This is a genomic window from Acinetobacter sp. ANC_7504, assembly GCF_056779995.1.
Genome location: NZ_JBWYIZ010000001.1, coordinates 205,869 through 218,099, shown reverse-complemented (window position 1 = coordinate 218,099; position 12,231 = coordinate 205,869). Strand labels below are relative to the sequence as shown.

15 protein-coding genes are annotated in these 12,231 nt (G+C 40.3%); 11 read left to right on the top strand and 4 right to left on the bottom strand.

The features are described from left to right. Window positions 1–32 precede the first annotated feature (32 nt). A complete protein-coding gene (locus AC1M9F_RS01080) occupies window positions 33–1,259 on the bottom strand; it encodes an acetamidase/formamidase family protein (protein ID WP_481596831.1) in 1,227 nt (408 codons plus the stop codon). 262 nt (window positions 1,260–1,521) lie between these two features. Here AC1M9F_RS01080 and ybgC point away from each other — a divergent pair, with 262 nt between their 5' ends. The 6 genes from ybgC (at window position 1,522) to pal (ending at window position 6,344) form a co-directional block, all read left to right on the top strand. Then, window positions 1,522–1,929, top strand: coding sequence for a tol-pal system-associated acyl-CoA thioesterase (gene ybgC / locus AC1M9F_RS01075; RefSeq protein ID WP_035265725.1), 408 nt, complete (start codon window positions 1,522–1,524; stop codon window positions 1,927–1,929). 23 nt (window positions 1,930–1,952) lie between these two features. Then, window positions 1,953–2,651 carry a protein TolQ gene (tolQ, locus tag AC1M9F_RS01070; RefSeq protein WP_179998400.1) on the top strand — a complete coding sequence of 233 codons (699 nt, stop codon included), beginning with the start codon at window positions 1,953–1,955 and terminating at the stop codon, window positions 2,649–2,651. Next, entirely contained in the window at window positions 2,652–3,101 is a 450-nt protein-coding gene (gene tolR / locus AC1M9F_RS01065) for a protein TolR (RefSeq protein WP_481589753.1), read from the top strand. Between the two features lie 3 nt (window positions 3,102–3,104). Next, window positions 3,105–4,322 (top strand): cell envelope integrity protein TolA, encoded by a 1,218-nt coding sequence (tolA, locus tag AC1M9F_RS01060; protein WP_481596830.1) that lies wholly within the window; start codon window positions 3,105–3,107, stop codon window positions 4,320–4,322. Between the two features lie 137 nt (window positions 4,323–4,459). Next, window positions 4,460–5,743, top strand: a complete 1,284-nt coding sequence (gene tolB, locus AC1M9F_RS01055; protein WP_481596829.1) for a Tol-Pal system beta propeller repeat protein TolB — start codon at window positions 4,460–4,462, stop codon at window positions 5,741–5,743. A gap of 28 nt (window positions 5,744–5,771) precedes the next feature. Then, window positions 5,772–6,344, top strand: a complete 573-nt coding sequence (gene pal / locus AC1M9F_RS01050; protein ID WP_035265718.1) for a peptidoglycan-associated lipoprotein Pal — start codon at window positions 5,772–5,774, stop codon at window positions 6,342–6,344. Between the two features lie 47 nt (window positions 6,345–6,391). Here the strand turns inward: pal and AC1M9F_RS01045 are convergent, their stop codons facing one another. Further along, the gene (locus AC1M9F_RS01045) at window positions 6,392–6,577 is read right to left on the bottom strand and encodes an NF038105 family protein (protein WP_035265716.1); all 186 of its coding nucleotides are present in this window, start codon (window positions 6,575–6,577) and stop codon (window positions 6,392–6,394) included. A 172-nt stretch (window positions 6,578–6,749) separates the two neighbouring features. Here AC1M9F_RS01045 and AC1M9F_RS01040 point away from each other — a divergent pair, with 172 nt between their 5' ends. The 5 genes from AC1M9F_RS01040 (at window position 6,750) to AC1M9F_RS01020 (ending at window position 10,041) form a co-directional block, all read left to right on the top strand. Further along, window positions 6,750–7,724 carry a class 1 fructose-bisphosphatase gene (locus AC1M9F_RS01040; RefSeq protein ID WP_180027536.1) on the top strand — a complete coding sequence of 325 codons (975 nt, stop codon included), beginning with the start codon at window positions 6,750–6,752 and terminating at the stop codon, window positions 7,722–7,724. A 49-nt stretch (window positions 7,725–7,773) separates the two neighbouring features. Continuing rightward, window positions 7,774–8,550, top strand: coding sequence for a TrmH family RNA methyltransferase (locus AC1M9F_RS01035; protein ID WP_035265712.1), 777 nt, complete (start codon window positions 7,774–7,776; stop codon window positions 8,548–8,550). A 160-nt stretch (window positions 8,551–8,710) separates the two neighbouring features. Next, on the top strand, window positions 8,711–9,331 hold the full coding sequence (locus AC1M9F_RS01030; protein ID WP_481597113.1) for an RNA polymerase sigma factor: 621 nt from the start codon (window positions 8,711–8,713) through the stop codon (window positions 9,329–9,331). Then, entirely contained in the window at window positions 9,321–9,647 is a 327-nt protein-coding gene (locus tag AC1M9F_RS01025; protein ID WP_092766070.1) for a hypothetical protein, read from the top strand. Before AC1M9F_RS01030 ends, AC1M9F_RS01025 begins: the two co-directional genes overlap by 11 nt. Then, the gene (locus AC1M9F_RS01020) at window positions 9,637–10,041 is read left to right on the top strand and encodes a DUF3106 domain-containing protein (protein WP_481595544.1); all 405 of its coding nucleotides are present in this window, start codon (window positions 9,637–9,639) and stop codon (window positions 10,039–10,041) included. The genes AC1M9F_RS01025 and AC1M9F_RS01020 overlap by 11 nt, the downstream gene beginning before the upstream one ends. Window positions 10,042–10,079: 38 nt before the next feature. Here the strand turns inward: AC1M9F_RS01020 and rnk are convergent, their stop codons facing one another. Together rnk and glyA are read right to left on the bottom strand one after the other, a co-directional pair. Then, window positions 10,080–10,484: a nucleoside diphosphate kinase regulator gene (rnk, locus tag AC1M9F_RS01015; RefSeq protein ID WP_481588470.1), complete on the bottom strand. Its 405-nt coding sequence runs from the start codon at window positions 10,482–10,484 to the stop codon at window positions 10,080–10,082. Between the two features lie 144 nt (window positions 10,485–10,628). After that, window positions 10,629–11,882 (bottom strand): serine hydroxymethyltransferase, encoded by a 1,254-nt coding sequence (gene glyA, locus AC1M9F_RS01010; RefSeq protein ID WP_035265704.1) that lies wholly within the window; start codon window positions 11,880–11,882, stop codon window positions 10,629–10,631. Between the last annotated feature and the right edge of the window lie 349 nt (window positions 11,883–12,231).

Sequence of the window (12,231 nt, the reverse complement as noted above, 5' to 3'; positions counted from 1 at the left end):
TCCTTGATGGAGGATTTTTTTATTTCAAAAATTTATTTCTGCTCGATGAACTCTTTGAAATCTGCTTTACGAATCATCGCATGGATGCCTTTGGTTTTATCTACAACTTGAGAAACTTCAAAATCAGTCGCAGCACTGAGATAAGCATATGCAATTTCTTCACTTATGCCATATTCATTCACTAAGAAATTAATTGCTTCACGCGTAGATTTGCGCATTGCTTCATCCAAATCTTCATCTAAACCAGGTGTAATCCAAAATTGATCGTTTTCACCTAATGGCTGAGAAAGTTGCTTACCTGGAATATGATCTTTACCCGCTTTTAACACACTAATTTTAAACGTTGCACGCGCTGAACCTTCTAAAGCAGTTAATGCAACTTCACCATCACCTTGAACAAAATGACTATCACCTGTGTAGAATAATGCACCTGGAACTTGAACAGGATAATAAGCGGTTGCCCCAGCAGTTAAATCATTAATATCAATATTTCCACCATAAAATGAGGGTGGAACTGAGTGAACAGGTTCGCTGGTATTTGGTGCAACACCCATTGTTCCCATAAACGGATTTAATGGAAAACGAATCGCTTTACCAGATTCTGTTTGAATCACCCCCTCCCATACACCCTCTTTATTTTGCGCAATGGGTGTAAATACTGAAACATTGCCATAAGCATCTGGATTTTCTGGCGAAGCATGATCATGTTTTTGTCGTTTAGGGAATTCAGGCAATGTACCTTTACCATGGCGGTTCGAAATAACACCATAAGGAACACGTGGTTCTATTTTCAATATTTCAACTTTAAGCACGTCTCCCGGCATTGCACCTTCAACGTAGATCGGACCAGTAATAATGTGTGGACCATCTTTATGGAAATCATGCTTTAAATTAGAGCGGGTGATCAATTTCGCTTCATCTAAAATGTGCTCTTTTTTAACACCTTTAGATGTAAAGTATTTTTCAGCATCACGCCCTTGATCCTCTAATAAACCTTCATGTGACACTGTATCAAAAGTCACATGACTCCCCGATGGAACCGTTAAAACTGGCTTAGCATCTTTATTCGGTAGATAACCCCATTGAATAGTATTGAGTGTGCTTGGAATATAATAGTGTCCAGCATATTCCCCTTTTTTTAGTAAAGTTGGCTTGCTTTCAATCTGTTTTAAAATTTTAAAATCTTCAGCCGAACTAAAAGTCGAAAAACTTAATATTGATGTAGCAATCGAAATCGATAAAGCTAACTTTTTTAACATACACCCAAATCCAACTATAAATTTCATGTGAAATTATTTAAGCAAGCCCTATGCCATACATGAATAAAATTCAATTAGATCTGCATTTTCATCTTAAAATATTTCGCCCAATCTACAGCTATTTTTGAAATCTTGTGCCATTGGTCTGTAAAAATGGAGTGCTAAACTTCAAGCCTTTCAAACATTGTATCAATCAGCGTTTCGCATTCTTTGTCAAGAATGTTGCAAAACACTGGACTATTTAAAGTAATGGAACACCTGTATGGCGAACAAATTTGAATTTCAAATCCGAGTGTATATTGAAGATACAGATGCAGGAGGCATTGTTTATCATGCCAATCATATTCGCTTTATGGAACGCGCACGTACAGAATGGTTACGCGCTTCAGGGATTTCACATTACTGGCATCAAAAAGATTACAACTTTGTCGTGCATAAATTAGCGCTTAAATATTCACGTCCAATATTAATGGATGACTTAATTACTGTTACAGCAAGTGTAGTTTCGTGTAAAGCAACGTCTTTTGTATTGCAACAAAATATTTATCGTGGTGAAATCATGCTAGCTTCAGGGGAAGTAGAATTGGCGTGTATTAGCGCTGAAATGAAACCGCTGAGAATTCCAAATGAAATCCGTGATCTAATCGAAAAAGAATTAGCCCACGCATAAAAATATGATTGGCACATGTAACTATGGCAACACAACTCGAATCTTCACTTCACGTCACAGATTTAATTCTTCAAGCGAGTCCAGTCGTACAACTGGTCATGCTGGTGTTGGTACTGGCTTCACTCTTTAGCTGGTACCTTATTGCCAAGTTACATATGACGTTTAAGAAAGCTCGCCAAGGCGATGATCATTTTCAGAAGATTTTTTGGTCTGGTGCAGAACTCAACACCTTATATAACAATGCTCAAGTCAACTCTAAGCGTGAAGGTTTGGAAGATGTTTTTTATCTTGGTTTTGCAGAGTTTCTCAAACTCAAAAAAACCAAAGCAGAAACAGCACAAGTCATTGATGGCACAGAGCGTATTCTTGGGGTGGGTTTAAGCCGAGATCAGAGCCGTATGGAACAAGGTCTCAGTGCGCTTGCGAGTATTGGTTCAGTTGCACCCTATGTTGGTTTATTTGGTACAGTTTGGGGCATCATGAATGCTTTTATCGGCTTAGCCCAAGTCGATCAAGTGACACTAGCAACTGTCGCACCAGGTATCGCGGAAGCCCTCATTGCGACTGCTATTGGTTTATTTGCTGCGATTCCTGCAGTACTTGCATTCAACCACTATACGGCCAAAAGTGAAGAAATTTACTCAGATCGTTCCTTGTTTGCTGAAGAAATGGTGGCGCTTTTACAACGTCGTTCTGTGGGTTCTACACAGGAAGCTGAATAAATGGCCGTTCGTCGTTCAGGGCGTTTCCAACGCATCAAAAAGCCACTTAACAGTGACATGAATGTAGTTCCTTATATTGACGTCATGTTAGTACTTTTGGTGATTTTTATGGTGACTGCACCAATGATCACAAGTGGCATAAAAGTTGATTTACCTGAAGCAAACAGTGTACCGATTGAATCTAAGGATGCACCAGCTATGGTGACTTTAGATCAACAAGGACAATACTTTTTAGAATACAAGGGTAGCCAACCAAGTCCACTGAGCTTGCAGGAATTACAACAGACACTTCGTGATGCACAACAAATTGCTGAACGTGAGAATAAACAATTTAGTGTCGTCATCAATGGTCATAATACTCGACCTTACGGTGAGGTGATGACGCTCATGTCTAACTTACAAGATGCAGGGATCAATCAAGTTGGCTTGCTGACCAAACCGATTCAATAAGCTATGAAAGAATCTAACTCCCGCTTTTCAAAAGAAAAGAAAATTGCAATCGGATTCACTGTTGCGGTCCATGTGATTGCGATCACAGGCTTATTGTTTCTTGGATTGACTCAACCTCCTGAGCCAACTAAAACTGTTAAAACAGTTTTAGTGAAACCTGAGGATCTAGTACCACCTGAACCCACGCCATTGGTTGAATCTGATCATTCAGATACAGCGCACCAGAACGTTCAAGAAAATGTTCAACAGACCAATGACCCAATTCAAAATGCACCAGTGATTCCTGTTGCACCTGCTGTACCTCCTCCAGCTCAACCAAAAGTTGAAGAGCCAAAATCCGACCGTAAAGCTGAGCAAGCGGCTGCGGTTAAAGCTCAACAAGAAGCCGAACGTAAAGCAACGGCTGAAGCACAACGTCAAGCGACTCAAGAAGCGAATCGTAAAGCTAAAGCTGAGGCCGATGCTAGAGCTAAACAAGAAGCCGCCCAAAAAGCCAAAGCAGTTGAGCAAAGCGCAAAACAGGAACAACAACAAAAGGCGAAAGCTGATGCGGCTTTAAAAGCGAAACAAGAAGCTGATCGTAAAGCTAAAGCTGAGGCAACTCAAGCCAAAGCTAAGCAGGAAGCTGACCGGAAAGCTAAGGCAGAGGCCGATGCTAAAGCAAAACAAGAAGCCGATCGGAAAGCCAAAGCTGCTGCGGAAGCCAAAGCAAAACAAGATGCTGATCGTAAAGCTAAAGCGGAAGCAGATGCAAAAGCCAAACAGGATGCTGATCGTAAAGCTAAGGCTGCAGCTGATGCCAAAGCTAAAGCGGAAGCTGATGCGAAAGCTCGTCAGGAAGCACAAAGAAAAGCGGATGCCGAAGCCAGAGAACGTGCCGAAGCTGAAGCTCGAGAATCTGCAGCTGAAAAAGCTAGACAAGAAGCAGCCAACAAAAAAGCTGAATCTAAACGCATCGCTTCTTCAGCAAAAAGAGACTTTGAGCAAAAAATTAAAGGTGCTTGGAGAATGCCAATAGGCTCTTCAGGTCAAAAAGCGACAGCACGCGTGACATTATCTGACAGTGGTTCTGTGACTTCAGTCATCGTCAATGCATCAGATCCAGATGTCAAAGCCAGTGTCGAACAGGCTGTTCGTGCAGCAGCACCATATCCGATGCCATCCGATCCTGATGCAAGGCGTGAAGCTCGTAGTTTCACTTCTTCATTCACCGTGAAATAATAAAAAACCTTTCGATTCGTCGAAAGGTTTTTTCATGAATTGCGGATAATTACACGCTTTATATAGATTCGGTACGGAGCTATATGCTAAAAAGCTAGAATATTCGAAAAATTAGTATCTTGAGTACGTGACCTCTCATGAAAATGATCTCAAAACATCTTCTCGGTTTAGCAATTTTGGCAGCATTTAGCCCTGCTCTCATTACGACCTCTTATGCACAGCTTCATCTTGAAATTGCTAAAGCACCTGAAGAAGCACCAAAAATTGCTATCGTGCCATTCCTAGGTGATCAACGCTTATACCCTGTTGTAGAGCAAGATTTAAACCGTTCAGGTCGCTTTACCAGTTCATCTAAAAATTTACCTGCAACAGCAACCATCAATCAAGCCAATGGTGCTGCTTGGCAATCTGCAGGCGTACCTTATGTTGTGAATGGTGAAGTTAAAACCAATCCTGATGGTTCATTGGCTGTTCATTACCAACTCTATGATGTCCAAAAACAACAATATTTGCTCAATGAACTATTAACTGTACCACCATCGCGCATTCGATCTGCAGCACATATGATCAGTGATGCGATTTACCAAGCATTAACAGGTATTCCTGGTGACTTTAGTGGTCGCATCGCTTATGTTTTGCGAAATCCTGCGACTCCTGATAATCGCTACACTTTACAAATCGCAGATACGGACGGCGAACAACCACGCACTGTATTGAGTTCGCGCGATCCAATTTTATCCCCTGCTTGGACGCCTGATGGCAAAAAAATCGCTTATGTTTCATTCGAAACCAAACGTCCAGCGATCTATGTTCAAGATTTAGCGACTGGACAACGTGAAAAATTAGCTGGCTTCCGTGGCTTAAACGGTGCGCCAAGTTTTTCCCCTGATGGTAAAAGCATGTTGTTCACTGCTTCAATGCATGACAACCCTGAAATTTATCAAATGGATTTAAATACGCGCCAAGTGAAGCGTATGACAAATAATACAGCAATTGATACAGAAGCTCGCTATACCCCAGATGGTAAAGGTTTTATCTTTACCTCAGACCGTGGTGGTTCAGCACAGATCTACCATTACACGTTTGCTGATGGTTTAACAAAACGTTTAACTTTCCGCGGAGCATTCAACGCACGTGGAAGTTTAAGTGCCGATGGTAAATATGTTGCTTTAGTACATCGCCCTTCAGGCAGCAACTATAAGGTAGCAATTCAAGAAATCTCAACTGGAATCACGAACATTTTAACGCCAACCAGTTTAGATGAATCACCAAGCTTTTCACCAAATGGTCAAATGGTCGTGTATGCGACACGTGAAGGCAGCCGTGGATTGTTATCGATTATGTCTACAGATGGTCGCTTCCGCATGAATTTACCTAGCGAACAAGGTGAAGTTCGTGAACCTGCTTGGGCACCTAAATAATCGAATTTAATCTTTCAAGGAGATGAACATGAACGCGATTAAAACGTTTGCTCTTCCACTCATTGCTGTAAGTTTAGTAATGACGGGTTGCGCAAGCCGTAAACCAGCAACTACAGATACCACTACGATGACACCACCATCAACGTCAACGTCTGTGAATACGACTGGTCTCAGTGAAGATGCAGCATTAAATGCTCAAAACTTAACGGGTGCTTCTGCTAAAGGGGTAACTGAAGCCAATAAAGCTTTCTTGGCTAAACGTGTTGTTCACTTTGATTATGACAGCAGTGAGCTATCTACTGAGGACTATCAAACCCTCCAAGCACATGCACAATTTTTATTGGCAAATGCAAACTCTAAAATCGCATTAACTGGTCATACCGATGAACGTGGAACGCGTGAATACAATATGGCTTTGGGTGAGCGACGTGCCAAAGCAGTTGAAAGTTATTTGGTTACAAATGGTGTAAATCCAAACCAACTCGAAGCTGTGAGTTATGGTAAAGAAATGCCAATTAATACAGGTAACAATGAAGCTGCGTGGAAAGAAAACCGTCGTGTAGAACTCAATTATGAAGCAGTGCCACCACTTCTTCGCTAATGAATGCAAAAAAAGCGCTCAATTCGAGCGCTTTTTTTATATCAGGTTTAAGACCTTTGCGAGTCTGGCATGGGCACTTGCATAGACTCAATCATGTCATGCTTATTAAACTCTTTATATTCAGGTTTAGCCTCGTACTGTTTCCATGCTTCCTTGGAACTCTCTGAACTAATTTCGTTTAAGTCGATTGCCTCACCTGGCGTTGGAGTTGCTTCAAACTTTTGAATGCTCATTTTAAAGCTCCTTTTAAAATCATCCTCCTATCAACATACCATGTTCTAAAACTCTGGCAAGTGCAAAATCACCACAAATAACGCAGGATAATTTCTATTTTGCACTGAACTCATCTAAAATAACCCAAGATCCAAATTTTATTCTTTTAAAGCTTTTAGGAGCGTCCTTGTAATGTCATACCTCACCTTGTCACAATATCTTGCACAACAACAAGGAAATCTAACGCCTGAACTCTCTAATGTGATTGAAACAATTGCTGAAACGTGTAAAACCATCGATTCAGCATTGCAAAAGGGTGCCTTAGCGGGTGTGTTAGGTAGTGCTGGTAATGAAAACGTACAAGGTGAAGCGCAAAAAAAATTAGATGTTATTTCAAATGACTATTTAATTGATGCGCTAAAAAACAACGAAAATGTAGGCGGTTTAGCTTCTGAAGAACTCGATGAGTTTACCCCAGCACAAGAGAACGGTAAGTATTTAGTTTTATTCGATCCACTAGATGGCTCAAGTAATATCGATATCAATATGTGTGTTGGCACCATCTTCTCTATCCTACCTGCCAAAAATTCAGTGACACAAGCAGAAGATTTCCTTCAAGCAGGTACTGAACAAGTCGCAGCTGGTTATGTGTTATATGGCCCATCAACTATGATGGCATTAACCGTTGGTGCAGGTACTGTTTTCTTTACATTTGATCCAGAGTCAAAAACATTCCTGTTGACGACTGAAAATATCCAAGTGGATGCCGATACAAAAGAATACGCCATTAATGCTTCAAATCAACGTCATTGGGAAGAACCTGTTCAACGCTATATTGGTGAGCTACAAGCGGGTAAAACATCTGTACGTGAAAAAGATTTTAACATGCGTTGGGTTGCCTGCATGGTCGGTGATATCCACCGTATTCTTTGCCGTAGTGGGATCTTCTTATATCCTTACGATACCAAAGATCCTAAAAAAGCTGGTCGTTTACGTCTTATGTATGAAGCAAATCCAATGAGTATGCTCATGGAACAAGCAGGCGGTGCTTCGACAACAGGTCGCGTGCGTATTATGGAAATCCAACCGACTGAACTTCACCAACGTGTACCAGTCGTCATTGGTTCAAAAAATGAAGTTGAGCTTGTTACTGCTTATCATCAATAATTTACAATTGAGAGCCTATTGATTTAGGCTCTCATGGAAGTCAAACTGAATGGCCATTATCTTTTTAGAATCTAAAGACAACCCGAAAATTAAACATTTACGTGGTTTAATTGATCAAAATAGTTACCGTAAAAAGCAAGGCCAAACTGTTCTAGAAGGCACACATTTGTGCTTAGCTTGGTTAGAAAAAAATCGTAAATTGAATTCGATTTTTACCACTGAAAAAGCAATGGAACACGCCGATTTTGACGAAATCGCACAACACTATACGGGTTCAGTGTTTGTTATTAGTGAATCACTCTATAAAGACATTAGCACGCTAGGAACCACCTTAGCATGTTTAGCGATTGTAGATTTACCAACTCAACGTGATGCTCTAGATTATACTCAAGACACTTTAATTCTTGAAAATGTTCAAGATCCAGGCAATGTGGGTACATTACTTCGTTCAGCTGCGGCTGCAGGTATTGAACAAATTGTTTGCACCAAAGGTTCAGCATCTTTGTGGTCTCCTCGCGTATTACGAGCAGGAATGGGTGCGCACTTTTCATTAAAAACCTATGAAAACGTTGCGCTTGAAGATGTGCTGTCTCAATTCAAAATTCCCGTGTATGTCACGAGCTCACATGAATCAGAAAGTTTATATGCAAAAGACTTAACTCAAGCTTGCGTATGGGTACTGGGCAATGAAGGTCAAGGCGTTTCGGAATATGCCCTTGCGCATGCTTCAGCAATTACCATTCCCCAACCGGGTGGTCAAGAATCATTAAACGTTGCAGTTGCCGGATCGATTTGTTTCTTTGAAATGGTACGCCAACGGATATGATTCGTTAAAATATATTAACGAAGTCACTGAAAATAAAAAAATCTATTAAACTGCTAAAAAATAGTTGCTTAGATTGTCAACCTACCATTATGTTTTGACGTTATATAAGTAACGATTAGAAAATAATGGTGGGTACCCAATGACGGGATTTTCCATCTCTATGGATTTAGCACCAAAAAAAGTCAAGCCTGAAGATTCGAGTGTTCTTTTGAATACGGCTGAACAACGTCTTAAATATTTTATGCAAGACGTCACTGGGCGTGCATTGGTGATGATGGAAAGCGCAACTCAAGGACACAATGGCATTGCCATGGATTTAGTCCAAGAAGCTTTTATATCTTTGCATAAATCTTATGCTGATAAATCCACTGCAGAGTGGTATCCCCTTTTCTATACCATTTTAAATAACAAACTTCAGGATTGGCGTCGTAAAGAATCTCGACGGGCTTTTCCATTCTCGTTATTTAAAAAAAATAACCACGATGAAGATGATGACGAAACCATCAATATTGTGGATGAATCAACACCTAATCCGCTGCAATTTCTTGCACAAGAGATGGCTGTTGAGGAGATTCAAAATGCAATTTCTAAGTTACCTGTTCGCCAACAACAAGCATTTATGTTGAGAGCATGGGAAGGGTTTGATACACAAACCACAGCCGAAATCATGAATTGTTCAGAAGGCAGTGTAAAGACCCATTACCATCGAGCTATACAGGGCTTAAGATCTGCTTTGTCTCACTTAAACCCAAATGACGGGGGATCATCGAATGAATCATGATGAATTTACGAAACAAGTGACTGAAAAATTGAATGTACTGGCATCACAACATCGCAATAAAGCGGTCGTGATGGAGCATGTACTCGATGAGATTAAAGACAAACCGTTATTTTCTCAGTTGATGACTTGGAAAGTTACTGGTTTTGCATTAGCAGCCGCGATCACAGGATTTGTGGTACTTCCAAATGCATTTGATTTGGAAGAAGCTCCAAGCCCACAACAAGTGATTGTCACCCCTAAACTTTCTCCGCAAATGATGGAAGATCTAGAAATGTTATCTGTTTTTGGTGAGGATAAATCAGCTCATGGCAGCTAAAGGCTTAGCGATTGCACTCTGCACATTAGGTTTTTTACAAACCAGTTTTGCAGGCTATGAACGTTTTTGGATCTTCTCGAAAGACAATAATTCTGAACTTAATGAATCTTGGGAATCGCTTTCTGAAGAAGAACAAAAAGCACTGATTAAACGCTATCAAAATTTGAAAGAAATTCCTGAAGAGCAAAGTGTTGTTCTACAACAAAGAATGGATTGGTTTACTAAACTGCCTGAACAAGAAAAAATACAAATGCGCGAAACTTGGCAACAGATGAGCTCAAGTGAACGAAATGATTTGCGTAAAAAAATGATGAACGCGACGACTGCCGAGCAGCGCAGGGAAATACGCGAAACTTATATAAATAAATATATGCAACAAACCACGATGAAATAATAAACTTTAAAGCCTCCACAAGAGGCTTTATTTTTTAGTTAAAGATATATACCCTCACGTTCAGGCTGATAGAGCACTTTATCAATTTTCACTTTCATTGTTTGCCCATCAGGCTGAGGCCATTCAATTTCTTGTCCTTCCGCCAAACCTAGGATTGCTGCACCAATAGGTGCAATCACATTAACCTGCCCCTTTTCACCTTTAAAGTCATGGGGATATACCAGCACAATCTCTGTAGATTCAGTGGACGGTGCAACCGTTATCAGCACTCTAGCATTCATCGTTACTACATTGGCAGGGATATCTTTAGGCTGTACGACTTCAGCACGAGCCAACTCATTTTCTAAATGCTCCATCGTTGGAGTTACCTGCTTCTGATGTTCCAACATGGTTTCTAAACGATTTAAATCCTGTTCAGAAATAATAATATTTGGATGGCTCATTTTCTGCTCCAATTCAAATGTATAACGACAATTGAATAATTAATAGATACATCAGTTATATCAGAACTATCTAAAAATGACAGATTTGACATTCCAACATTCAATAAAAAAGCCCCCTTGAGGGGGCTTTTCTCAAGTCGAAGATTATTTTGCGTAAACTGGGAATTTAGCGCATACAGTCTCAACTTTAGCTTTCACAGCGTTGATGACAGTTTCATCACCTTTAGAATCTAAGATATCCGCGATCCAACCTGCAAGTTCACGTACTTCTGCTTCACCGAAACCACGAGTTGTTACAGCTGGAGTACCGATACGGATACCAGAAGTTACGAATGGAGAACGTGGATCGTTTGGCACAGAGTTTTTGTTCACAGTGATGTGAGCCGCACCTAACCAAGCATCAGCATCTTTACCTGTAATGTCTTGTTTGATGAGAGACAACAAGAACAAGTGGTTTTTAGTTCCGCCTGAAACAACATCATAACCGCGTTCGATTAACACTTCAGCCATTGCTTGCGCGTTTTTCACAACTTGTTGTTGATATGCTTTGTATTCAGGAGCCATTGCTTCTTTGAAGCAGATTGCTTTAGCCGCTACAGCATGAACTAAAGGACCACCTTGGTTACCTGGGAATACAGCAGATTGAAGTTTTTTCTCAATTTCTTCATTTGCTTTAGCAAGGATTAAACCTGAACGTGGACCACGAAGTGTTTTGTGAGTCGTCGTTGTAGTTACGTCAGCAATTTGAACTGGGCTTGGATAAACACCAGCAGCAACAAGACCAGCAACGTGAGCCATATCAACGAATAGATAAGCGCCTACTTTGTCTGCGATTTCACGGAAACGCTGCCAATCAACGATTTGGCTATAAGCAGAGAAACCTGCAACAATCATACGTGGCTTGTGTTCTACAGCTAAACGTTCTACTTCTTCGTAATCGATTTCACCCGTTTCTGGATTTAAACCGTATTGGATCGCATTATATGTTTTACCAGAGAAGCTAACTTTAGCACCGTGAGTCAAATGACCACCGTGAGCTAAGCTCATACCTAAAACAGTATCGCCTGGGTTAAGAAGCGCTAGATAAACTGCAGAGTTTGCTTGAGAACCAGCATGAGGCTGAACGTTCGCGTAATCAGCACCAAAGAGTTCTTTAGCACGGTCAATTGCCAATTGTTCAATCACGTCTACATATTCACAACCGCCATAGTAGCGTTTGCCTGGGTAGCCTTCTGCATATTTGTTAGTGAGTTTTGAACCTTGAGCTTCCATTACTGCTGGAGAGCAATAGTTTTCTGAAGCGATTAACTCAATATGAGCTTCCTGACGAGCATCTTCACTCGTAATAGCTTGAGCTAATTCTGGATCAAAGTCAGCAATAGAGATATTGGCAAACATTAGCGAGGTCCTATTAATGTAGGGCTTTTAAGCCGTGCTAAGATTGGCGCGTATTGTAACATGAACTTGTTAAATTTCGAGAATGAAGTTTAAAGAGTTTGCAATTAAATTTGATTAATTCTTGTGTGTTTACTCTATTACTATTAAAAACAAATATCTGAATTATGACTATTCTTTTTAAATTTATTCATTTTTAAAAATTATTTTTAACAACCTACAGTCTAAACTTGCAGCGTCAATATCATAGAAAACGAAATTTCTTTAAATGAGCACCTTATCTAAATAATTCCCATAATTTGTTCAATTCAGCATAATTTATACAATTCATTGACTTTATTACTGTGAGCTC

Excerpts from the sequence above, each read along its gene's own strand:
- AC1M9F_RS01040 (WP_180027536.1), top strand. The coding sequence starts at position 6,750 with ATGTCATACCTCACCTTGTCACAATATCTTGCACAACAACAAGGAAAT.
- ybgC (WP_035265725.1), top strand. The coding sequence starts at position 1,522 with ATGGCGAACAAATTTGAATTTCAAATCCGAGTGTATATTGAAGATACA.
- tolR (WP_481589753.1), top strand. The coding sequence starts at position 2,652 with ATGGCCGTTCGTCGTTCAGGGCGTTTCCAACGCATCAAAAAGCCACTT.
- AC1M9F_RS01035 (WP_035265712.1), top strand. The coding sequence starts at position 7,774 with ATGGCCATTATCTTTTTAGAATCTAAAGACAACCCGAAAATTAAACAT.
- AC1M9F_RS01025 (WP_092766070.1), top strand. The coding sequence starts at position 9,321 with ATGAATCATGATGAATTTACGAAACAAGTGACTGAAAAATTGAATGTA.
- AC1M9F_RS01020 (WP_481595544.1), top strand. The coding sequence starts at position 9,637 with ATGGCAGCTAAAGGCTTAGCGATTGCACTCTGCACATTAGGTTTTTTA.
- tolB (WP_481596829.1), top strand. The coding sequence starts at position 4,460 with ATGAAAATGATCTCAAAACATCTTCTCGGTTTAGCAATTTTGGCAGCA.
- AC1M9F_RS01080 (WP_481596831.1), bottom strand. The coding sequence starts at position 1,259 with ATGTTAAAAAAGTTAGCTTTATCGATTTCGATTGCTACATCAATATTA.
- tolQ (WP_179998400.1), top strand. The coding sequence starts at position 1,953 with ATGGCAACACAACTCGAATCTTCACTTCACGTCACAGATTTAATTCTT.
- tolA (WP_481596830.1), top strand. The coding sequence starts at position 3,105 with ATGAAAGAATCTAACTCCCGCTTTTCAAAAGAAAAGAAAATTGCAATC.
- glyA (WP_035265704.1), bottom strand. The coding sequence starts at position 11,882 with ATGTTTGCCAATATCTCTATTGCTGACTTTGATCCAGAATTAGCTCAA.
- rnk (WP_481588470.1), bottom strand. The coding sequence starts at position 10,484 with ATGAGCCATCCAAATATTATTATTTCTGAACAGGATTTAAATCGTTTA.
- pal (WP_035265718.1), top strand. The coding sequence starts at position 5,772 with ATGAACGCGATTAAAACGTTTGCTCTTCCACTCATTGCTGTAAGTTTA.
- AC1M9F_RS01045 (WP_035265716.1), bottom strand. The coding sequence starts at position 6,577 with ATGAGCATTCAAAAGTTTGAAGCAACTCCAACGCCAGGTGAGGCAATC.
- AC1M9F_RS01030 (WP_481597113.1), top strand. The coding sequence starts at position 8,711 with ATGGATTTAGCACCAAAAAAAGTCAAGCCTGAAGATTCGAGTGTTCTT.